We start from the raw sequence: 22,958 nt of genomic DNA, 5'->3' as shown, positions 1-22,958 counted from the left end.
GGCAACGTACTGAATTGGTCAGTATTTTGTCAGCCCGCTATGGGCGTCAGCCTGTCAAGGTGTGTCGACAATGAAAGCAGTCATCCTGGCCGGTGGCCTGGGTACCCGTATCAGTGAAGAGTCGCATCTGCGCCCGAAACCGATGATCGAAATTGGTGGCAAGCCCATCATTTGGCACATCATGAAAATCTACTCCCACCACGGGATCAACGATTTCGTGATTTGCCTCGGTTACAAGGGCTATGTGATCAAGGAGTACTTCGCGAACTATTTCCTGCACATGTCAGATGTCACCTTCGACATGTCGGAAAACCAGATGCATATCCACAACCGTCATGCCGAGCCTTGGCGAGTCACGCTGGTGGACACTGGCGAGAATACGGCAACTGGCGGGCGCCTCAAGCGGGTACGCGATTACGTTGGCGACGAAACCTTCTGCCTGACTTACGGCGACGGCGTTGCCGATGTGGACCTGCCAGCCCTGATCGATTTCCACAACCGCCATGGCAAGCTGGCGACCGTCACTGCCGTTCAGCCGCCCGGGCGTTACGGTGCACTGGATGTGCGGGGTGAGCAGGTGCATGGCTTCCAGGAAAAGCCACTGGGCGACGGCGGCTGGATCAATGGTGGCTTCTTCGTGCTCGAACCTGGGATCTTCGACTATATCGAGGGCGACGCTACCACTTGGGAATATGAGCCGATGCGTGCCTTGGCGCAGGATGGCCAACTGATGACCCACGTGCACCGTGGCTTCTGGCAGGCCATGGACACGCTGCGCGATCGCAGTTACCTGGAAGAGCGCTGGAAGGCCGATGAAGCACAATGGCGCATCTGGTCATGAGCCGTAGCTTCTGGTCGGGGCGTCGGGTTTTCCTGACAGGGCACAGCGGCTTCAAAGGCGGCTGGCTAGCCCTTTGTCTGCGGGAGATGGGCGCCGAAGTGTATGGCTACTCGCTGGCCCCCGATACCTCGCCCTCGCTTTATGGCAGCGCCAGGCTGGCTGAGTGCGTGGCTGGCGAGTTTGCCGATGTTCGTGATGCTGACCGGTTGCTGCGCAGCGTTGCGGCATTTCGCCCCGAGATTGTCCTGCACCTGGCCGCGCAGCCGTTGGTGCGCGAGTCCTATCGCAGCCCGGCGCAAACATACGCCACCAACGTTATCGGCACGCTCAACCTGCTTGAAGCCGTACGGAAGTGCGACGCGGTGCGTGCCGTACTGGTTGTCACCAGTGACAAGTGCTACGAGAACCGCGAGTGGCAATGGCCATACCGCGAGCAGGATGCCTTGGGGGGGCATGACCCCTACAGCAGCAGCAAGGCGTGCGTCGAGCTGCTTTGCGCCTCATGGCGCGAGTCATTCCTGCGCGAGCGCGGTGTGGCGCTTGCGACAGCGCGTGCGGGCAACGTGATCGGTGGTGGCGACTGGTCAGCAGACCGGTTGCTGCCCGATATCCTGCGTGCCTGGGAAGCCGGGGAGTCGGTGACCTTGCGCTATCCCGATGCCGTGCGCCCGTGGCAGCACGTACTCGACCCGCTTGAGGGCTACCTGCTGCTGGCCCAGGCGTTGATCGCGCGTGGTCAGGACGTGGCAGAGGCCTGGAATTTCGGCCCTGACAGCGGTGGGACGGCAACCGTGGGTGAGTTGGTCCATGCCATGGCGCAGTTGTGGCCAGGCGAAGCGGGTTGGTCTGTCGACCCGTACGTGCAGCCCCATGAAGCAGGCTTGTTGACCCTTGACTCCTCCAGAGCTCGCCAACGCTTGGGCTGGCGGCCCAAGTGGGGCCTGAAGCAATCGTTGCGTCACACCCTTGAATGGCATCGCGCCTGGCGCGATGGCCAAGACATGCAGCAATACTGCCGCACGCAAATAGCGGCACACGAAGGTGAGTTCAATGACTGATCAAACGGCGCAGCAGTTGCGCCAGCAAATTACCGAGCTCGTTGGCCGTTATGCCGAGTTGGAGCTGGCCGCGCCCGTTTTTGTACCTGGCCAGCATGCGGTTCCGCCCTCTGGCAAAGTCATTGGCGCACCCGAACTGCAAGCCATGACCGAAGCGGTACTGGACGGCTGGTTGACCACCGGGCGCTTCAACCAGGCATTCGAAAAACGCCTGGCACGCTACCTGGGGCGGCGTGGCGTACTCACCGCCAACTCCGGCTCTTCGGCGAACCTGTTGGCGTTTTCCGCCTTGACTTCGCCACGCCTGGGGGATCGTGCCATTCGTAAGGGGGACGAGGTGATTGGCGTGGCGGCGGGTTTTCCTACCACCGTCAACCCGATCCTGCAATTTGGTGCCGTGCCGGTCTTCGTCGATATCGAGATGGGTACGTATAACGTCGACCCGGCCTTGATCGAGGCGGCAATCAGCCCGCGGACCAAGGCGATCATGCTGGCCCACACGCTGGGCAACCCGTTCAACCTGGCCGTGGTACGAGAATTGTGCGACCGCTACGGTTTATGGTTGATCGAGGACTGCTGCGATGCGCTCGGCGCCACCTACGATGGCCGCCAGGTAGGCAGCTTCGGCGACCTCGGTACGCTCAGCTTCTATCCGGCCCACCATATCACCATGGGCGAGGGCGGGGCGGTTTTCACCGATTCTCCGCTGCTCAAGCGTATCGTCGAATCGTTCCGTGACTGGGGGCGTGACTGCTATTGCGGACCAGGCGAAGACAATACCTGCAGCAAGCGTTTCTGCTGGCAGCTGGGCGACCTGCCGCAAGGTTATGACCACAAGTACACCTATTCCCACCTGGGCTACAACCTCAAGATCACCGACATGCAGGCTGCCTGTGCGTTGGCACAGATGGACCGGGTGGACGATTTCATCGCTGCACGCAAGCGTAACTTTGCCTGGCTCAGCGAGCGCTTGTCCGGGTGTGTGGAGCAGCTGATCCTGCCACATGCCACCCCCAACAGCGACCCGTCCTGGTTCGGCTTCCCGCTGACGCTGCGGGATGGTTGTGGCGTCGAGCGGCTGGATCTTTTGCGTCATCTCGATGCGCAGAAGGTGGGTACTCGCCTGCTGTTCGCTGGCAATCTTACACGACAGCCCTACATGAAAGACCAGCAATACCGGGTAGCCAGTGACCTGACGGTGACAGACAAGATCATGAAGGACACCTTCTGGGTCGGTCTGTGGCCAGGGCTTGGCGAAGACCATCTTGAGCATGTGGCCGACAGCATCGAAGCCTATGTACGGAGGCTGCGTTGATGGGCGTATTCGCGTGTGAACGGTTTGCCGGGCGCGGCCGCAGGTTGTTCGCCCGAGCCAGCGTCGCACGCCCGTCGTTGCCACATCCAGGATGCAGCTTGTGAGCACTCAGCACTATCCGCCATTGCACGTTGTGTCGCCGCGCCCGTATTACATCGTTGCGCCCGCCTACCGGCATAACTCGGCCGGTATCCGGGTGATGCACATGTTGTGTCACCTGCTGAACCGGTGCGGCCAGGATGCCTACCTGTACAGCTCCACGACCAACCCGATGTGGCACACCCCGCTGCTCACCAATGAGCTGAGGCAGCAGCATGAGCAGGCCGGGCGCCAGCCTATCGTGGTGTACCCGGAGGTGGTCTCGGGGAACCCGACCAACGCACGGTCGGTAGTGCGTTACTTGCTCAACGTGCCAGGGTTGATCGCAGGGGATACGGAGTTTGCCGACTCGGAAATGATCTTTGCCTACGGTGAGCATCTGCTGCCCAAGGGGGCAGGGGCTGAGCGCATACTGTTTCTGCCGCCGATCGACACGTCGCTGTTCAACAACCATGGCAACCCCTATGACGGCCATCGCAAAGGTTGGCTGATCTATCCGGGGCGCCATACCCATGCACTTCAGGAACACCCCGAGCTGGCGGCGAGGTGCACGCTCATTACCAACGAATGGCCAGCCACCCCTCGGGAAATGGCTGAGCTGTTCCGGCGCAGTGAGGGCATTTATTGCTTCTCTTCCACCGCAACTGCGCTGGAAGCGATGTTGTGTGGTTGCCCGGCCGTGGTGCTCAAATCGCCCTTTTTCGATGGTACGCCGCTTGGTATTGGCGAGTTCGGCACACACGGGCTGGCCTTCGAAGACACGCCTGAGGCTATCGAGCATGCCCGATCGGGTTTGGCCATCGTTCAGCAAAAGTACGCTGACTTGCAGGGCCGGTTCTGGGAACAATTGGCCAGTTTCATCGAACAGACCCAGGCCATGCCTTGCACAGACCTGCAACCAGATGCCATGCAGGGGGCAGGTCGGCCAGATGCACAGGTTGCCCAGTGGCTGCGGTCCCGTCGCCCTACTGATGCCCAGGCAGAGCTGATCGCCCGGCGTCTGGAAGACAGGCGCGTGGATTTGCCCTGGTTCGATTTCGTCATCATCCCGGACGGCCCGCCAGCTGCGGTCGAGGCGACGCGCAAAAGCCTGCTGGGGCAGATGTATCAGCAGGTCGCCGTCCACTTGCCCGCTGATTGCGAGCTTGCCACGCTTAACCAGTTGGTCCTGCAACAAGGGACCGGGCAGTGGCTCTGCTTTGTGCGTGCGGGTACCACGTTCACACCATTCGGGCTGTTGATGCTCGCGCTGGAGCTGCTCGACGGCGACCAGGTGCGTGCGGTGTATGCCGATGAGCTGGTTACCACCCCACAGGGCACCCAGCATGCACTGCTGCGCCCCGATTTTAATCTCGACATGCTGCTGGCCAGCCCGGCCCAGCTGGCGCGGCATTGGTTCTATCGTCGCGAGGTATTCCTCGGCGCCGGCGGTTTCGACCTGGCCTGCGCGGGGGCGGCGGAGCTGGCGTTGCTGTTGCACTTGATCGAAGATGCCGATGGCCTCGACGGGTTGGCTCATGTCTGCGAGCCTGTGTGCATTTCGCCGGGCGAGGCGCCTGTTCACAGCCCTCAGGAACAGGCGGTGCTGCTGCGCCATTTGCAGCGGCGCGGCTATACCCAGGCGCAGGTGCGCATGCACCGGCCAGGCATTCATCGCATCGATTATGGTCACGCCGAGCAGCCATTGGTTTCGCTGGTTGTGCCATGCGGCGGGCGTCTCGATCACGTACAACGCTGCGTGCATGCGTTGCTTGAAAAGACCCGTTACCCCCACTTCGAGATTTTGCTGGTAAACGATGGCAGCGGGAGCCCGGCTACCCGAGCCTGGCTGGCTGGCCTTGTGGCGCGGGAGCAAAACCGGGTCAGCGTGCTGAGTGACGCGTCGGTACGTGACCATGCCTCGGCCTGTAATCTGGCGGCCAGGCATGCGCGGGGCGAGTACTTGGTGCTGCTGCACGAGGATACTGTGGTTGTGCACGATGACTGGCTGGATGCTTTGCTCAACCACGGCCAGCGCCCGGAAGTAGGCATTGTCGGCGCCAGGTTGATGCATCCCAATGGCATGGTCGAACAGGCTGTGCAGGTCCTGGGCTTGAACGGCCCTGGCAACTCGGCGTTTTCCGGGCTTGTGCAGGATGAGGGGTACATGCGCCGGCTTGAGCTGGATCAGAACCTGAGTGCCGTGTCTGGCGCTTGTCTGCTGATTCGCCGGGCGCTTTACCAGGGTGTGGGTGGAATGGACGAGCGCCTGACGCAGCGCACGGGTGCCAGCCTTGATCTATGCCTGAAGGCGCGGCAGGCTGGTTATCTTACGGTGTGGACCCCCCATGCTGTGTTGGTGTGCGAAGGGCAGGGTGGGTGTCTGCCTGCCGAAGCGGTCGAGGCCGAACAGGAAACGGTGTATGGCAGGTGGCTGCCTGTCATCGCCCGCGATCCGGCCTACAACCGCAACCTGTCTTTGCAGGGGGCGGGTTTTGAGCTCGAGACTGACCCGGGCCTGACATGGAACCCCCTGAGCTGGCGTCCGTTGCCCGTACTGTTGAGCATGCCGGGCGAACTTGCCGGCGCCGCTCGTAGCCGAATCGTCGATCCTGCCTTGTCCATGAGTATTGCCGGCCTGGCTGATGTCCGACTGGCCTTGCGGCCTTATCTGCCCGCCGAGGTGGAGCGGTTGCAGCCCGACAGTTGGGTCATGGGGCGGCCGGCAAACGACGCGCAAATTCAGGCGTTACGTTGCAACGCCCGGTTCTCCCGCGCATTCAAGGTGGGTGATGTGAATGCCGACTTACCTGGCCTGGCTGAAGACGATATTGCAGGTGCGCTGCGGTGGTCTGTCGGCGTTGTGGACCGGCTGGTAGTGCCAACCCAGGCTTTGGCTGAAGCGCTGCAAGGCTTCTGCGCCGATATTCGTGTCGTGCCGGATCGTCTGCACCCGGCCCGCTGGGGGGCGTTGGCCACTCGACGGCAGCCAGGTAGTCGCCCTCGTATAGGGTGGGTGGGTGAGCAGTTCGACGCCCGCGTTCAGCGCCTGATGCTGGAGATCGTTCAGGCCATGCGTGCTGATGTGGACTGGGTCTGTCTGGGTGAATGCCCGCCCCAGTTGCAGCCCTACCTGCGCGAGTTACATGGCCCGGTGCCCTACGATGACTACCCGCAAAAGCTCATGTCGCTGGGGCTCGACCTGGCGCTGGCACCTCTAGGCGATGGCTGGCTTGACGCGTGTCGCAGCAATGTGCGGCTTCTGGAATATGCCGCGTGCGGCTATCCGCTGGTTTGCAGTGACGTGTTGCCCTATCAAGGGTTGCCCGTGACCCGGGTCAGGAACACGGCCGGTGACTGGGTCAGTGCTATCCAGGCGCACCTTGCCGAGCCTGCTGCTAGCGCAAGGGGCGCGCAAGCACTGCGCGAGCAGGTGCTGGCACGGCACATGCTGGATGAAGGGTATGCACGCCAATGGCTTGACGCCTGGCTGCCAGGTTGAGGGCAGACCACACACTGAGAGCGAACAGTCAACCATTCCAACAGCCGCCGGGCACGTCCCAAGGCGGCGTGTACTGCCGGCATCAGCCGCACATAAAACACAGCATGCCTTGGGGTCAAATCGACCTGGCCCACGGCAACCAGGGGAGTATCCGGTGAAAACCATTAGTCAGCGTGACAAAGATCTGTTTGAAAACCTGTTCGTACTGGAGCTCGCCAACAATCATTGGGGCAAGCTGGAGCGCGGGCTGAAAATTGTCCGCGACCACGGAACGATCGCGCGTTACAACAACGTCAAGGCTGCCATCAAGCTGCAGTTTCGCGATGTCGATGAGTTCATTCATCCTGATTTCAAGGGTACCGCAGACCTTCGCTATGTGAAGAAGACCGAGGACACTCGCCTGACCAAGGCAGAGTTTGCCCGCATGGTGGAAGAAGTCCGCAACCTGAGCTGCATTCCCATGGCGACCCCATTCGACGAAGCCTCGGTCGACCTGTGCGTCGAATTCGACATGCCGATCATCAAGATCGCCAGTTCCGACATGAACGACTGGCCGCTTATCGAGAAAATCGCGTCCACCCGCCGGCCAACCATCATTTCCACGGGCGGCGCATCGGAAAAAGACCTGGACGATATCGTTCGCTACTTTGAAAAGCGTGATATCCCGCTGGCCATCAACCATTGTGTTTCGCTGTACCCCAGCGAGGACGACGAGCTGCAGCTCGACCAGATCGACTACCTGCGCAACCGTTACCCTGGGCATGTCATTGGCTTGTCTACCCATGAGTACCACGACTGGCACTCGTCCATGCTCATTTCCTACGGTAAAGGTGTACGTACCTGGGAAAGGCACATTGATATCCAATACCAAGGTGTGCCGGTTTCCAACTACTGCTCGCTCCCTGAGCAATGCGATACCTGGTACAAGGCCTTCCACAAGGCCAAGGAAATGTGCGGGGGTGTCAGCGGCACTCGACGCATCATTTCGCGTAAAGAAACCGAGTACCTCAATGCACTCGTGCGCGGTGCCTATGCACGTCGGGACCTGTCGCCGGGCTACGTGCTGAACCGGGACGAGTTCGAAAAGGACTTCTACCTTGCAATCCCGCTGCACAAAGGGCAGCTGTCCTGCCGGGAAGTGATGAACGGTGAAACGCTGCTGCAGCCGATCAAGGCAAACGAACGCCTGACCATCGACCACATTGACGGGCCTTACAGTGAAACCCCGGCACTGAAAGAACTGATCCTGGGCCGAGGGCTGTGATGATGGCGACCGTATCCCAGCAAATTGCGCAATGGTTAGTTCAGCAAGGGGTCGAACAGGTTTTCACCGTCACCGGCGGCGGTGCCATGTTCCTCAACCAGGCCTTGGGTGGCCATGAGCAGCTGCGTTGCACGTTCATGCACCATGAGCAGGCTTGTGCCATGGCCGCCGAAGGTTATGCGCGCATCACCGGCAAGCCGGCCGTGGTGATGTTGACGACCGGTCCGGGCTCTATCAACGCGCTCAACGGCGTGCATGGGGCGTTCACCGACTCCATCCCCATGATCGTGCTGTCCGGCCAGATCAAGCGCGAAACCTGTGTGTCTTTCCAGGATGTGCCAGGCCTGCGTCAGTTGGGTGACCAGGAGGGGCCGACCATCGCCATGGCCAGCCCGGTCTGCAAGTACGCGCAGATCGTGCGTTCGGAGCAGGATGTGGAGGTCATGCTGCCCAAGGCGTTCGCCGAAGCAGTAGGCGGTCGCCCCGGGCCTGTCTGGCTCGATATCCCACTGGATATCCAGCAATCCAAAGCACAGCTCGATATCCCCGCGCCATCGCTGATCCAGTCGCCTCGAGCCGAGGATTTGCGCGCCGCCTGCCGTGATATCGTCGGCAAGCTGTTGCAATCGCACCGCCCAGTGGTGCTGGGCGGCACTGGCGTGCGCCTTTCACGCACCGAGCAACGGCTGCTGGCGCTGGTGGAGCGCTACGGCATCCCCCTGGCGACCGCCTGGACCCATGATCTGATCGCGTCTGATCACCCATTGTTCGCCGGTCGCCCTGGCACTATCGGTACCCGTGCCGGCAACTTCTGCTTGCAGGCGGCTGACTTTGTGCTGGTGCTTGGGTCGCGTCTGAATGTGCGGCAGACCAGCTACAACTGGCAGGCATTCGCCAAGCACGCCTGGGTGGCTCAGGTCGATATCGACGCCGCTGAGCTGAACAAGCCCACCGTGCGCCCGGACTTCGGCGTTGCCGCCGACCTGGCAGACTTCCTCGATGTCTTCGAGCAAGAGCTGGCAAAGGCCACCCTGCAGAGTTTTGCGCCGTGGGTGCAATGGTGCCAGCACATCGGGCGTACCTATCCGGCATCGGCGGAGCACACGCAAAAAGCCGATGGGCCTTTGAACCCGTACCTGATGGTGCAGCGCATCTTTGCGCAGATGCGTGCGGATGACATCGTGGTGTGTGGCAATGCGTCAGCCTGCATCCTGCCATTCCAGATAGGCGCCTTGCAGAGGGATCAGCGCCTGTTCAGCAACTCGGGCTCCGCGTCGATGGGCTATGACCTGCCTGCGGCCATTGGTGCGGCGACGGCAGCCAAAGCGGAAGGTGCACGCCGGGTGATCTGCTTTGCCGGTGACGGCAGCCTGCAGATGAACATCCAGGAACTGCAAACGCTCAAGACCATCGGCGTCAATGTGATCGTGATTGTGCTCAACAATCGGGGTTACCTCTCGATCTGGCAAACACACGAAAACTTCTTTGGCCGGGTGATCGGCGCCACGCCTGAATCAGGCGTGGAATTCCCGAACTTCACTGCCGTGGCCAGCGCTTATGGCCTGCGCGCCGAAAGCATCGCTACACAGGGCGACCTGGCGCGGCTTGATGCACTTCTGGAAAGTGATGGCCCGATGTTGATCGACCTGCACGTCGACCCTCGGCAGGAGTTCGTGCCGCGTATCAAGTCGCGGGTCGATGCCAACGGGGCGTTCGTCACTCCGGAACTGGATGACATGCACCCGTTCCTCGAGCCGGAAACGATGGCGCAAATTCGGGCAGAAGCTGCAGCGCTGCGTTCCGTCCCCAACACCGATAAAGGTGGTATGTGATGGCTGAGAAGAAAAATCGCTTTCAAGACTTCATTGCTCTGCGTGACCGGGCAACTGATGTCGTACCTGCGCGCATCGACACAAAGCGGCCGTTGTGGATCTTCGGCGCGGGGAACTTCGGTCGTAGCCTGGCCGCCGCCGCACAGCAGCAAGGTATTGCTGTTGGCGGCTTTGTAGAGACATCGCCACGCATCGATTCGGCCCTAGGGTTGCCCGTATTGAACTGGCACGCACTGGCCCTTCAGGCGCCCGAAGCGCAACTTGCACTCGGTATTTTCAACCGCGATGCGCCTTACGATGAGTTGTTGTCGATCGTTGCCGAGGCAGGCTTTGCCAAGCCATTGATGCCTTGGGAGTTGTACGAACAGTTCGCTTCGGCCCTGGGGTGGCGGTTCTGGCTGAGCAGCCGTAGCTACCTGCTGGACGCCATGGAGCGTATCGGGCGCGTGGCAGACAAGCTGGCTGATGATGAAAGCCAGCAGCTTCTTTATCGGATGTGTGCATTCCGGCTCGGGTTAGACCTGGAGTACGCCAGCTTCCTGTCGGAGGAGGAACGGTACATCAATGCGCTGACGTTGCCGGCCTTGCAGGGGCGCGATATCACGTACGTCGATTGTGGTGCCTACGACGGTGACAGCTACGAAGAGTTGATTGCCTGGCCCGAAATTTCCTGCAACCGAGCGTTTCTACTTGAGCCTGACCCTGAAAACTTCGCTCGGTTGGTGCAGCGAGTGGGGGCTGAAGATACCCGCGCAATTTGTTTGCCATTGGCGGCCGCTGAGCATTACGGCATTCTCACTTTCAACGCTGGCCAGGGTGAGGCTTGCTCTATCAGCCAGCACGGTGGGGGCGTATCGATTGCTGCCGTCGCCTTGGATCAGATGCTGCCAAGCGCGCCGGTCGACCTGATCAAACTGGATGTCGAGGGCGCTGAAGCACAGGTGTTGCGTGGTGCTGAACAGATCATCCGGCGTTGCCGTCCGGTACTGATCGTGTCGCTGTACCATAACCCTCAGGATGTGTGGGAACTGCCGGAATTGCTGTTCGAGTTTTGCTCCGATTACCGGTTCCATATTCGGCAACACTGCCCGAACACGTTCGAGTCGGTATTGTACGCAGTGCCGAACTGATGAACCTGCTATTGACCGGCGGTACCGGCTTTTTTGGCAAGGCGCTGTTGCGCCACTGGCTGGAAATCGCCGATGCAGGTTTGCAGGTGCCATCGGTAACGGTATTGAGCCGGTCGCCAGAGGCGTTTCTGACCCGGCATCCTGAGTTTTCCGGCCTGGCGTGGCTGCATCTGCACTGTGGGGACATACTGCAGCCCGCGTCCTTTCCTGAAGCAGCAGGCTTCACGCATGTGTTGCACGCGGCAGCCGATTCGACCGCCGGCGCGCAGCTCACGCCATTGCAGCGCTATATCCAGATCGTCGATGGCACCCGTCATGTGCTGGATTATTCCGTCAGGCAACGTATCCCGCGCTTGTTGATGACCAGTTCCGGTGGCGTGTACGGCCCCCAGCCGCAGGGCATGGAGCAGATTCCCGAGGATTACCATGGCTTGCCCGACCCGTTGGAGCCTGCCCATGCCTATAGCGTTGCCAAGCGCTGCGCCGAGCATCTGGGCATTTTGTACCAGCAGCAGTTTGGCCTGGAGGTGGTCATCGCCCGCTGTTTCGCCTTCGTCGGCAGGGACCTGCCGCGCGATGTGCACTTCGCGATAGGCAATTTCATTCGCGACGCCCTTGAATCGAACGCCATACGCGTCAGCGGGGATGGAACGCCTGTGCGGTCTTACATGGACCAGCGTGACCTGGCTCACTGGCTGGATGTGATGCTGCGTCAAGGTCGCGCGGGCACTGCTTACAACGTCGGGTCGGATAAGGCGGTGACGATCGCTGAGCTCGCTCATCAGGTGCGTGACGTGCTGTCACCACAAAAACCTGTGCACATCGCAGCTGCACAGGCTGCCGTGGGGAGTTTCCGGAACCGGTATGTGCCGTGCATCGACAAGGCGCGCTCGGAGCTCGGGTTGCAGTTGCGTCATGGCTTGCAGCAGTCGATCAAGGACGCGGCGATTTAGAGGGCTGCCCGGTTGAACTGGCCGCGGCGCAATAACCCCATTTTTACCTGGACATGCTAGGTCTGACTTCATGATCAACGATGTGTTTCCCGCCAGTGCACGCGAACGCGTTGCTACCCGGTGCGTTTGCTGTGGGTCGGCGCAGTTGTCGCGGTCTCCTGCGGTGCTGATGCCTTTTGTGTCGCATCGGGCGCTTGGTTGGGCGCCTGCCGTCATCGACGACAGTTGGGGGTTGAACAGTATCCCTCAGGGAACGGCCTACTGCGTGTGCAATACCCTTCACTGCGCGCGGTGTGAGTTCCTGTTTCTGGATATCCGGTTTTCGGAACGGGAGATGCAGCGCCTCTATGACGGTTACTACGGCAAGGCTTATGAAGATTTGCGAGAACACTATGAGCCAGGCTTCAGGGAGCGCAACAAAGCACTGAGCGCGCCCAGCGAGCTGCTTGGCCTGACCCGTTCATACATTCTTCGGCATATCGCGCCCACGCAGGTTCTGGATTGGGGTGGAGGGGATGGCTCCAATACACCTTTCAAAGGGCAGGGCTATTCGACCGATATCTACGATATCGACAAAAAGCCCACCGTGCCCGGTACCAGCAGCGTGACCAAGGACGAGGTGCGAGGCCGCTCCTACGACTTGATCGTGTGCCGGCATGTGCTTGAGCATGTTCCTTATCCAACGGACACACTTGCGCAGATAAGCGCCTGCATGCACGACGATACGTTGTTGTACGTTGAGTTACCCCACGAGGTGTTGATGGTTGGCAACAATCAGGTTTCGGCTGAGCAAAAGCGGCACTGGCATGAACATATCAACTTCTTTTCGGTGGCAGCGCTTACCCATCTGTTCGCACTTGGCGGTTTCACCGTCCTGGATATTCAGTCAACCGCGTTTGCCAGCGATGCCAAGCTGGGTTCGGCAGGGCACCTGCTTCAGGCGGTTGTGAAAAAGGCACCTGGAGGCGCGTGACCTTAGGGGGATGAGGCGCTCGGGCTGCGTGAAAATCATGCAAAAGCGGCCCCGGCATTGCGGCATTTGCAGCTTTGGTCGTATAACCGTGACTTGGCAGTCGAAACGTGCATCTTTAATCTATCAAGTCAGCGGGCAGCTACGTCGATGGCCTGACGAGGCCAGTTTCAGGCCCGATCCCGCACTATCCGCCATGTCAACCGGGAAGCCACAATGATTGGCATTAAAAGCATCGCCAGTTACGTACCTGTGAATGGTGTAGACAACTACGCCCAAGGTGCGAAATTCGGCAAGGATCAAGAGTTCATTTTCGGCAAGATCGGTTCCACCTTCTTGCCGCGCAAGGATGCCAACCAGGAAACATCCGATCTTTGCGTCGAGGCAGCCAATGCATTGTTTGCCGCCAACCCGTCGCTGAATCCAGCTGCCATTGACGCAGTGATAGTGGTCACTCAGAACGGCGATGCCGAAGGTCTGCCGCATACCGCGGCGATTGTTCAGCACAAGCTCGGGCTTTCGACCGCCGTTGCGGCCTTCGATATTTCACTGGGCTGCTCGGGCTATGTCTACGGCTTGTATGCGATGAAGGGTTTCATGGAGGCCGCGGGCCTCAAAAACGGCCTGCTGATCACTGCCGACCCTTACTCGAAGATTGTCGACCCGGAAGATCGCAATACCACCATGCTGTTTGGTGACGCCGCTACCGCCACCTGGATGGGTGAGGACGCTGCCTGGCAATTGGGCAAGTCGTTGTTCGGCAGCGATGGCGCGGGTGCCGAGCACTTGCGTACCACCGATGGCAAGTTCTTCATGAATGGTCGCCAAGTCTATAACTTTGCCTTGGTCAAGGTGCCGGCGCACTTGCAACAGTTGCTTGAAGCCAGCTCACTGCAGGCCGACGACATCGACCTTTACTGCCTGCATCAGGGCAGCGCGGCGATCGTGGATGCCGTTTCGTCGCGCTTCGATGAAGGCGAGCACAAGCAGAAGTTCGTCAAGGATATGGTCGAAACGGGCAATACCGTGTCCTCGAGCATACCGCTGCTGCTGGAAAAGCACGTGCTTGGCTCCGGCTGCAAGCGCGTGGCGCTGAGTGGCTTCGGGGTGGGCTTGTCGTGGGGCTCGGCCATTATCGAACGCTGTGACTGACCGTTCGTCGCCTTCAACAACGCCGTCATCGTCTGACGGCGTTTTACTTTCTATCCTGCATCAAAATGGCGCCTGTAAATTGGCGTCAACTCCTTGATTTCATTGGGCTGGCACGGTGCCAGCAATTTTTTTTGAAATTGCGCTAAAGCAAGACGCCCTGACGACGATAACTATTACGAAGGTTCTCTGTGCCACCTCCGGCGAATTGCCAAGGCCGGAAGCCGTAGTACCCAATCCAACGAGGAATTCGTCATGGCTTTGACTGTAAACACCAACACCACCTCCCTGGGCGTTCAGAAGAACCTGAACCGGGCTTCCGATGCACTGGGCACCTCGATGACCCGTCTGTCTTCCGGCCTGAAAATCAACAGCGCCAAAGACGACGCTGCCGGCCTGCAGATCGCTACCCGCATGACTTCGCAGATCCGTGGCCAGACCATGGCGATCAAAAACGCCAACGACGCTATTTCCATCGCCCAGACTGCTGAAGGCGCGATGCAAGAGCAGACCAACATCCTGCAACGTATGCGTGAATTGGCTGTTCAGTCGCGAAACGACAACAACAGCGAAGCAGACCGCGATGCACTGGATAAAGAATTCCAGTCGATGCTCAAAGAGATCGACCGTATCGCCGGTTCGACCCAGCTGAACGGCAAGAACCTGCTGGACGGTAGCGCCAGCGACATGACCTTCCAGGTTGGCTCCAACACCGGCAGCGACAACCAGATCACCATCAGCCTGAGCGATGCCATGAACACCACTGGCGCGCTGAGCGGCCTGAGTGGCCAGAGCATCACCGGTGCTGACAGCGCCGCTGCCGAAGCGACCTTCACCGCCGCCCTGAGCGCTATTGATGACGCGCTGAACGCGATCAACAGCACCCGTGCCGATCTGGGTGCCGTTCAGAACCGTCTGACCAGCACCATCAACAACCTGCAGAACATCAACGAAAACGCCGAAGCCGCCCGTGGCCGTGTACAAGACACCGACTTCGCCGCCGAAACTGCTCAGCTGACCAAGCAGCAGACCCTGCAGCAAGCTTCCACTTCGATTCTGGCCCAGGCCAACCAACTGCCATCCGCCGTACTGAAGCTGCTTCAGTAATCGCTGATGGTGATCGGCGGGGGAGTGCATTCTAAGGCACTTCCCCGCCTTTTCGTTATGAGGTGGTAGACATGGACATGAGCGTCAAGCTGAATCTGTCCTACCCGGCATCCCGCCCCGCCGAACAGGCTGGCGAAAAACCGGTTGCTCGCGCTGAGGAGGCTTCGCGCGGCGGCAGTGACACGCTGGTACCCAATGCCATCAGTGCTGCCGAGCACAGCAATGATGCCGAAAAAGTGAAAAGCGCTGTTTCGGAAATTGAAAAGTTTCTCAGCGCCACCCGACGCAACCTGGAATTCTCCACGGACGAAGAATCCGGAAAGATCGTAGTTAAGGTCATCGCCAGTGAAACCGGCGAGTTGATCCGCCAGTTGCCTTCTGAAGAGGCATTGCGGATTGCGCATAACCTGAGCGATGTAAACAGTATTTTGTTCGACGCCAAGGTTTGATCGGCGGAGAATGTGCTAAAGCAGGAATCACGTCAGGCTTGCAGGAGCAGGCCCTGACGGTCAACAAAGAGGGATAACTGTATGGCGAGCACCCTGGTTTCCAGTATCGGTCAAGGTACGGGTCTGAATATCACCGAAATGGTCGCGGCGCTGGTCAATGCCGACACGGCGGCCAAGAAGGCGCAGATCACTCGGCAGACCAGCAACAATACCGCGATGATTTCCGGTGTGGGCTCGCTTCGCAGTGCCCTGACGGCGTTTCAGGACGCCATGGCAAAGCTGAACAGCTCCACCAGCCCCGCTTTCAATGCGTATGCCGCCAAGTCGGCCAATGAGTCGGTGGTCAAGGTGACGGCTGGCAATACGGCAGTGGCAGGCAGCTATGACATTGTGGTCAACAAGCTGGCGACCGGTTCGAAAGTGGCCAGTGCCCCGATTGCTGGTGGTGCGGCTGCAACGGTTACCGGGGGGACGCTGACCATTGAGCAGAATGGCAATACCTATGAGCTCGAAGTTGAAGATGGCGCCTCGTTGCAGTCCGTGCGCGACCAGATCAACAAAGAGCTGGCCGTTCAAGGCATCTCCGCCAACATCGTGAACGGCAAGGACGGTGCGCGGCTGGTGTTCAGTTCAACCACCACCGGTGCCGATACCGACCTCATGGTCAGTGGCGTCCCTGAGCTTGAGATCGACGGTACTCAGCAGATGTCGGATACCGGCGCCGGGTTCATTACCGCCATGGCGCAGGATGCCGAGCTGACCATCGACGGCCTGGTGGTCACCAACAAGAAGAACACCATTACCGACGCCATCAGTGGCATCACGCTGGAGTTGACGGGCGTCAGCGCCAGGTCGGGCGCCGACGGTGTGCCCACCAATGTCTCGGTGTCGCAGGACAATGATGGCCTGAGGAAGTCGGTTCAGTCGTTCGTCGATGCCTATAACACGTTGCAGAAAACCATTACTGCGCTGACAACGTCCACGCGTGATGAGGATGACAACCTGTCGCTCGGCCCGTTGAGCAACGACCCGACCACCCGTTCGCTGGTCAACGATATTCGCAAGGTGCTGTCGGAGGTTGGGGCGGGTGACCAGCTGACGACCCTGAGCCAGTTGGGTATCAACACCACGAAAGATGGCACCCTCGAGTTCAACTCGACCAAGTTCACCGCGGCGATGAACGACAAGAAGCTGGGCTCCGAAGTTCAGGAGTTGTTCACCGGTTCCAATGGGCTGATCGAGCGCATGAACAAGGCCATCGATCCGTACAACTCCACGGACGGCAGCTTGGCCACACGCAAGAGCAACCTGGATAAGGTGGCGAAGAACCTGGCAGACCAGCAGACTGCGCTGGATCGTCGCACCGAGGCTTTGACCGAGTCGCTGACCAAGAAGTGGGTGGCAATGGACACCGCCGTGGCCAAGCTGAATGCCCAGGCCGACCAGATCAAATCGGTTTTCGACGCTATCAACGCTCAGGCCAAGAACTCCTGATCGTTCTCGCCTTTTGCCATGTAAAAGCCCGGCAGCGACCCTTGTCGCTCCGGGCTTTTTGCGTTGGCACTAAAGTTTTTTGACGCTCAGGCGATACACAGGTACAAGCAACCTTTTTCGCTGCAACGAGGTAGATCCATGAACCCGATGTTGGCCCTTCGGCAATACCAGAAAGTCAACGGCGTGGCGCAGACGTCCGAAGCCAGTCCACACCGCCTGGTACAGATGCTTATGCAGGGCGGCCTGGATCGTATGGCCCAGGCCAAAGGTGCCATCGCGCGCAATGACATTGCGCAGCGAGGTATTCTGCTCGGCAAGGCCATCGACATCATCGGTGGGCTGCGTGAGGGGCTGGACCTGGAAAACCATGGTGACAACCTGGCTGAACTGGATAGCCTGTATATCTACATGAGTCGCCGCCTGACCGAAGCCAATCTCAAAGGCGACCCGACCATCATCGACGAGGTCGCGCGCCTGCTGATCACTGTAAAGGAAGGCTGGGACGCAATCGGCGACCAGTCGTCGGCCTCCTGATAAAGGAGCAAGACATGAGCGAAGTAATCACCCGAATCGAACAGACCCGCGACATGCTGTTGGCGGCGTTGGCCGACCGCGACTGGGAGGCGGTGGGGGAGTTGGACCTGGAATGCCGTTTGCGCATCGGTGACATGGTGTCCGAAGCCAAAGGAAATGAGGCGGACGTGAGTGCCAGTCTCGAGGAATTGCTGGTCGTTTACCGCCAACTAATCGAGGTTGCAAGTGGCGAGCGTCAATCCTTGGTCAATGAAATGACGAAAATCCGTCAGGCGAAGAACGCGGCAAAGGTATACCATTTGTTCACCTGACCACCGATGTTGCAAAAAGCCGTGCGCCATTAATTTGACTGATCGGTGTTTTTTGACTTTACTAGTGGCTGTTTTCGAATTTCAGACGTCCGAACACTGACCATTCAGTCGGAATGATGTCGAGCACGCCCCTGCAGGGCGCCGATATGACTAGGGAAGTTGCTATTGCATGTGGCGTGAAACCAAGATTCTGCTGATCGATGACGACAGCGCGCGCCGCCGCGACCTTGCGGTGGTGCTGAACTTCCTCGGCGAAGAAAACCTCGCATGTGCCAGCCATGACTGGCAGCAGGCGGTCGAGCCATTGTCCTCGAGCCGCGAAGTGCTGTGCGTGCTCATCGGCACCGTGAATGCTCCGGGCAATCTCCTTGGGCTGCTTAAGACAGTGGCTACCTGGGATGAGTTCCTTCCGGTTCTGCTTTTAGGTGAAATTTCTTCTGCCGAGCTGCCGGAAGACCTTCGCCGCCGGGTGCTTTCCAACCTGGAAATGCCGCCAAGCTACAGCCAGCTGCTGGATTCGCTGCACCGTGCCCAGGTTTACCGCGAAATGTACGACCAGGCGCGCGAGCGCGGTCGCCAGCGCGAGCCCAATCTGTTCCGTAGCCTGGTGGGCACCAGCCGTGCCATTCAGCACGTGCGGCAAATGATGCAGCAAGTGGCGGATACCGACGCCAGCGTGCTGATCCTGGGTGAGTCGGGCACCGGCAAGGAAGTGGTAGCGCGCAACCTGCACTACCATTCCAAGCGCCGTGAAGCGCCGTTCGTGCCGGTCAACTGTGGCGCGATCCCGGCCGAGCTGCTGGAGAGCGAACTGTTCGGCCACGAGAAGGGCGCCTTTACCGGGGCCATCACCAGCCGTGCCGGGCGTTTCGAGCTGGCCAACGGCGGTACCCTGTTCCTCGACGAAATCGGCGACATGCCGTTACCGATGCAGGTCAAGCTGCTGCGTGTGCTCCAGGAACGTACCTTCGAGCGCGTGGGTAGCAACAAGACCCAGAGCATCGACGTGCGCATCATCGCTGCGACGCACAAGAACCTCGAAACCATGATCGAGGACGGCACCTTCCGCGAAGACCTGTACTACCGCCTGAACGTGTTCCCTATCGAAATGGCGCCGCTGCGTGAGCGGGTGGAAGACATCCCGTTGCTGATGAACGAGCTGATTTCGCGCATGGAGCACGAGAAGCGCGGTTCCATTCGCTTCAATTCCGCCTCGATCATGTCGCTGTGTCGTCACGGCTGGCCGGGCAACGTGCGCGAGCTGGCCAACCTGGTCGAGCGCATGGCGATCATGCACCCGTACGGGGTCATTGGCGTGTCGGAACTGCCGAAGAAATTCCGCTATGTCGATGACGAAGACGAGCAGATGGTCGACAGCCTGCGCAGCGACCTGGAAGAGCGCGTGGCGATCAATGGCCACACACCCAATTTCAGCAACCACGCCATGCTGCCGCCCGAAGGCCTGGACCTCAAGGACTACCTGGGTAGCCTGGAGCAGGGGCTGATCCAGCAGGCGCTGGACGATGCCAACGGTATCGTTGCGCGCGCGGCTGAACGTTTGCGTATTCGCCGTACCACCCTGGTCGAGAAAATGCGCAAATACGGCATGAGCCGCCAGGGCGGTGAGGAACAGGCGGAAGATTGAAGCCTGGCGGTTGCCTATGATGGCTTCTTCGCGGGCACGCCCGCTCCCACAGGATCGATACACATCTTCAATTCAGTGATATCCCTGTGGAAGCGGGCGTGCCCGCGAAGAGGCAGGCATAAATCCCTATCTCCGGCACGGCTATTGCTACATCGCTGGCAACACACCGTTTTTATGACGGTCAGCCACGCGAGAGAGCACGATGCCCCAGGCCGCCCACGTATCCCGAGCCCCCGATCAGCAGGGGCAAACCCCGGTCGCGCAGGACAGCGGCCAGGGTATCGCGCAAGCCTTCGCCCTGTTCAATCAGGTGTCCAGCCAGCTGAGCCAGTCCTACAGCCTGCTTGAAGCCCGGGTCAGTGAACTCAAAGGTGAGCTGGCCGTGGTCAGCGCCCAGCGCATCGACGAACTGAGTGAAAAGGAACGCCTGGCCAACCGCCTGCAGAACCTGCTGGACTTGCTGCCCGGCGGGGTGATCGTGATCGACGGCCAGGGCCTGGTGCGCGAAGCCAACCCGGCCGCCTGCGAGTTGCTCGGTGAGCCTCTGATCGGTCAATTGTGGCGTCAGGTAATCGCCCGTAGCTTTGCCCCGCGCAAGGACGACGGCCACGAAGTCTCGCTGCGCGACGGTCGCCGCCTGTCGATCGCCACCCGCTCACTGGATGCCGAGCCTGGCCAATTGGTGCTGCTCAACGACCTGACTGAAACCCGTCGCCTCCAGGACCAGCTGGCTCGCCACGAGCGGCTGTCGTCGTTGGGGCGCATGGTTGCCTCGCTGGCCCACCAGATCCGCACGCCGCTGTCGGCAGCCATGCTGTATGCCGGCCACCTGGCCGACAACGAGCAAGCGCTGAGCGCGCAAACCCGTCAGCGCTTCGCCGCGACCTTGAAGGAGCGCCTGCACGAACTGGAACACCAGGTGCGCGACATGCTGGTGTTTGCCCGTGGCGAGTTGCCGCTGGGGGATCGGGTGACCCCGAAAGCGCTGTTCCAGGCCCTGCAACAGGCGGCCCAGGCGCATGTGCAGGGGCACGCCGTGCGCTGGCAGTGCGACAGTCATCTGGGTGAGCTTTTGTGCAACCGCGACACCCTGGTCGGTGCCTTGCTCAACCTGATTGAAAATGCCCTGCAGGCCAGCGATGGCCCGGCACGGCTGAAGGTGCACCTGTACCGCCGCGAACGTAGCTTGCACCTGTGCGTCAGCGATGCCGGCAGTGGCATCGATGCAGGCTTGCTCGGCCGTTTGGGCGAGCCGTTCCTCACCACCAAGGCCACCGGCACCGGCCTGGGCCTGGCCGTGGTCAAGGCGGTGGTGCGTGCGCACCAGGGCACGATCAACCTGCGCTCGAAGGTCGGCCGTGGTACCTGCGTGCGGGTAGAGCTGCCATTGATCGACGGGCAATTGGCGGAGGGGGTGTAATGGCAATCAAGGTGCTGCTGGTCGAGGATGACCGCGTATTGCGCCAGGCGCTGGGCGATACCCTGGAAATCGGCGGTTTCGCCTACCAGGCCGTGGGCAGTGCCGAAGAAGCGCTGGAGGCCGTACTGGATGACGCGTTCAGCCTGGTGGTCAGTGACGTCAACATGCCCGGTATGGACGGGCATCAGTTGCTCAGCCAGCTGCGCCGCCAGCAGCCACAGTTGCCGGTGCTGTTGATGACGGCGCATGCCGCCGTCGAGCGTGCGGTCGAGGCCATGCGCCAAGGCGCCGTCGACTACCTGGTCAAACCGTTCGAGCCCAAGGCGCTGCTCAGCCTCGTAGAGCGGCATGCCGCCGGGCGTGTGACCGGCGAAGAGGGGCCGGTGGCCTGCGAGCCGGCCAGCCGCCAGTTGCTGGAGCTGGCGGCCCGTGTGGCGCGCAGTGACTCGACCGTGCTGATTTCCGGCGAGTCCGGTACTGGCAAGGAAGTGCTGGCGCGCTACATTCACCAGCAGTCGCCGCGTGCGGCGCAGCCGTTCGTGGCGATCAACTGCGCGGCGATCCCCGACAACATGCTCGAGGCCACCCTGTTCGGCCACGAGAAGGGTGCCTTCACCGGCGCTATTGCGGCTCAGGCGGGCAAGTTCGAGCAGGCCGAAGGCGGCACCCTGCTGCTCGACGAAATCTCGGAAATGCCCATGGCCTTGCAGGCCAAGCTGCTGCGTGTGCTGCAGGAGCGCGAGGTGGAGCGGGTAGGCGGGCGCAAGCCGATCAGCCTGGACATTCGGGTGCTGGCCACCACCAACCGCGACCTGGCCGGCGAAGTGGCAGCCGGGCGCTTCCGCGAAGACCTGTACTACCGCCTGTCAGTGTTTCCGCTGGCCTGGCGCCCGCTGCGTGAGCGGCCGGGCGATATCCTGCAGCTGGCTGAGCGCTTGCTGGCGCGCCATGTGGCCAAGATGAAGCACACCCCGGTGCGCCTCTCGCCAGCGGCTCGGGCCTGCCTGCAAGCCTATGCCTGGCCGGGCAACGTGCGCGAACTGGACAACGCCCTGCAGCGGGCGTTGATTCTGCAGCAGGGTGGCGTGATCGAGGCGGCGGATTTTTGTCTGGCAGGCGCCATTCCATTGTCAGCTGGCACCGAGCCATCTCTCGACGTGGTTGCTGATGCCGGCGGGCTGGGGGATGACATGCGTCGTCACGAGTACCAGATGATCATCGACACCCTGCGCGCCGAGCGCGGCCGCCGCAAAGAGGCGGCCGAACGCCTGGGGATCAGTCCACGTACGTTGCGCTACAAGCTGGCGCAGATGCGCGATGCCGGGTTTGACGTCGAGGCCAGCCTGTTCGGCTGACAGGCCAATCATCTTCAACTGGCGCGGACCTCTGTGGGAGCGGCCTTGCGTCGCGATAGGGGCGCAAAGCGGCCCCGGCGATCTTTGCGNCCGCTCCCACAGGAATTGTGTGATCCCTGGGAAATGAGTTGCGAAGGCTGGCACCTTTGTTGCTTTAGGTAGGTCATTCGCCGCATGACTGTCAAAAAAATGCGGCCGCAGGAGAGAGAAGGGTCATGAGCCAAGGTGTTGAATTCAATCGTCTGATGTTGGACATGCGGGCCATGCAGGCCGATGCCATGTCGCTGCCCAAGGTAACGGCCGCCCCCGAGCTGGCGCCAGGGCAAAGCACCTTCGCCGACATGCTCGGCCAGGCCATCGGCAAGGTGCATGAGACGCAGCAGGCCTCGACCCAACTGGCCAACGCGTTCGAAATCGGCAAGAGCGGCGTCGACCTGACTGACGTGATGATCGCTTCGCAGAAGGCCAGCGTGTCGATGCAAGCCATGACCCAGGTACGCAACAAGCTGGTCCAGGCGTACCAGGACATCATGCAGATGCCGGTTTGAGGA

At 60.5% G+C, this 22,958-nt stretch carries 19 protein-coding genes; all 19 read left to right on the top strand.

Translation table 11 applies throughout. The features are described from left to right. Positions 1-70: 70 nt before the first annotated feature. The 19 genes from rfbF to fliE all read left to right on the top strand — a co-directional run bounded on the left by rfbF (position 71) and on the right by fliE (position 22,955). Complete coding sequence (gene rfbF, locus ACTJJN_RS16410; protein ID WP_012051609.1) at positions 71-841, top strand: glucose-1-phosphate cytidylyltransferase; 771 nt, start codon at positions 71-73, stop codon at positions 839-841. Continuing rightward, a complete protein-coding gene (gene rfbG / locus ACTJJN_RS16405; protein ID WP_033724462.1) occupies positions 823-1,899 on the top strand; it encodes a CDP-glucose 4,6-dehydratase in 1,077 nt (358 codons plus the stop codon). The genes rfbF and rfbG overlap by 19 nt, the downstream gene beginning before the upstream one ends. Further along, entirely contained in the window at positions 1,892-3,214 is a 1,323-nt protein-coding gene (rfbH, locus tag ACTJJN_RS16400) for a lipopolysaccharide biosynthesis protein RfbH (protein ID WP_012051611.1), read from the top strand. Before rfbG ends, rfbH begins: the two co-directional genes overlap by 8 nt. Positions 3,215-3,305: 91 nt before the next feature. Beyond that, on the top strand, positions 3,306-6,794 hold the full coding sequence (locus tag ACTJJN_RS16395; RefSeq protein WP_440781423.1) for a glycosyltransferase: 3,489 nt from the start codon (positions 3,306-3,308) through the stop codon (positions 6,792-6,794). Positions 6,795-6,948: 154 nt separating this feature from the next. Beyond that, positions 6,949-8,058, top strand: coding sequence for an N-acetylneuraminate synthase family protein (locus ACTJJN_RS16390; RefSeq protein WP_012051613.1), 1,110 nt, complete (start codon positions 6,949-6,951; stop codon positions 8,056-8,058). A 2-nt stretch (positions 8,059-8,060) separates the two neighbouring features. Then, complete coding sequence (locus ACTJJN_RS16385; RefSeq protein ID WP_033724468.1) at positions 8,061-9,890, top strand: thiamine pyrophosphate-binding protein; 1,830 nt, start codon at positions 8,061-8,063, stop codon at positions 9,888-9,890. Next, positions 9,890-11,020, top strand: coding sequence for an FkbM family methyltransferase (locus tag ACTJJN_RS16380; RefSeq protein ID WP_012051615.1), 1,131 nt, complete (start codon positions 9,890-9,892; stop codon positions 11,018-11,020). The genes ACTJJN_RS16385 and ACTJJN_RS16380 overlap by 1 nt, the downstream gene beginning before the upstream one ends. An 11-nt stretch (positions 11,021-11,031) precedes the next feature. Continuing rightward, on the top strand, positions 11,032-11,973 hold the full coding sequence (locus ACTJJN_RS16375) for an NAD-dependent epimerase/dehydratase family protein (protein WP_237143251.1): 942 nt from the start codon (positions 11,032-11,034) through the stop codon (positions 11,971-11,973). A 70-nt stretch (positions 11,974-12,043) separates the two neighbouring features. Beyond that, positions 12,044-12,946 (top strand): class I SAM-dependent methyltransferase, encoded by a 903-nt coding sequence (locus ACTJJN_RS16370; protein WP_029611824.1) that lies wholly within the window; start codon positions 12,044-12,046, stop codon positions 12,944-12,946. Between the two features lie 213 nt (positions 12,947-13,159). Continuing rightward, complete coding sequence (locus ACTJJN_RS16365; protein ID WP_014755773.1) at positions 13,160-14,095, top strand: ketoacyl-ACP synthase III; 936 nt, start codon at positions 13,160-13,162, stop codon at positions 14,093-14,095. Positions 14,096-14,347: 252 nt separating this feature from the next. After that, positions 14,348-15,199 carry a flagellin domain-containing protein gene (locus tag ACTJJN_RS16360; protein WP_012051619.1) on the top strand — a complete coding sequence of 284 codons (852 nt, stop codon included), beginning with the start codon at positions 14,348-14,350 and terminating at the stop codon, positions 15,197-15,199. A 71-nt stretch (positions 15,200-15,270) separates the two neighbouring features. Then, on the top strand, positions 15,271-15,648 hold the full coding sequence (locus tag ACTJJN_RS16355) for a flagellar protein FlaG (protein WP_017148167.1): 378 nt from the start codon (positions 15,271-15,273) through the stop codon (positions 15,646-15,648). Between the two features lie 81 nt (positions 15,649-15,729). Beyond that, positions 15,730-17,142, top strand: coding sequence for a flagellar filament capping protein FliD (gene fliD, locus ACTJJN_RS16350; RefSeq protein ID WP_012051621.1), 1,413 nt, complete (start codon positions 15,730-15,732; stop codon positions 17,140-17,142). Between the two features lie 138 nt (positions 17,143-17,280). Continuing rightward, a complete protein-coding gene (fliS, locus tag ACTJJN_RS16345) occupies positions 17,281-17,676 on the top strand; it encodes a flagellar export chaperone FliS (RefSeq protein ID WP_012051622.1) in 396 nt (131 codons plus the stop codon). A gap of 14 nt (positions 17,677-17,690) precedes the next feature. Beyond that, on the top strand, positions 17,691-17,987 hold the full coding sequence (locus tag ACTJJN_RS16340; RefSeq protein ID WP_012051623.1) for a hypothetical protein: 297 nt from the start codon (positions 17,691-17,693) through the stop codon (positions 17,985-17,987). A 169-nt stretch (positions 17,988-18,156) separates the two neighbouring features. Further along, the gene (fleQ, locus tag ACTJJN_RS16335; protein ID WP_003254443.1) at positions 18,157-19,632 is read left to right on the top strand and encodes a transcriptional regulator FleQ; all 1,476 of its coding nucleotides are present in this window, start codon (positions 18,157-18,159) and stop codon (positions 19,630-19,632) included. A gap of 202 nt (positions 19,633-19,834) precedes the next feature. Beyond that, positions 19,835-21,052 carry a sensor histidine kinase gene (locus tag ACTJJN_RS16330; protein WP_010955092.1) on the top strand — a complete coding sequence of 406 codons (1,218 nt, stop codon included), beginning with the start codon at positions 19,835-19,837 and terminating at the stop codon, positions 21,050-21,052. Further along, a complete protein-coding gene (locus tag ACTJJN_RS16325) occupies positions 21,052-22,407 on the top strand; it encodes a sigma-54-dependent transcriptional regulator (RefSeq protein WP_012051624.1) in 1,356 nt (451 codons plus the stop codon). Before ACTJJN_RS16330 ends, ACTJJN_RS16325 begins: the two co-directional genes overlap by 1 nt. Before the next feature lie 215 nt (positions 22,408-22,622). Then, positions 22,623-22,955, top strand: coding sequence for a flagellar hook-basal body complex protein FliE (gene fliE / locus ACTJJN_RS16320; RefSeq protein WP_003254438.1), 333 nt, complete (start codon positions 22,623-22,625; stop codon positions 22,953-22,955). Positions 22,956-22,958: the final 3 nt, after the last annotated feature.

The organism is Pseudomonas sp. 22515, from assembly GCF_052044625.1.
Lineage (GTDB): Bacteria > Pseudomonadota > Gammaproteobacteria > Pseudomonadales > Pseudomonadaceae > Aquipseudomonas > Aquipseudomonas alloputida.
The sequence above is the reverse complement of the archived record's forward strand: the minus strand, read 5'-3'. Positions and strand labels throughout refer to the sequence as shown.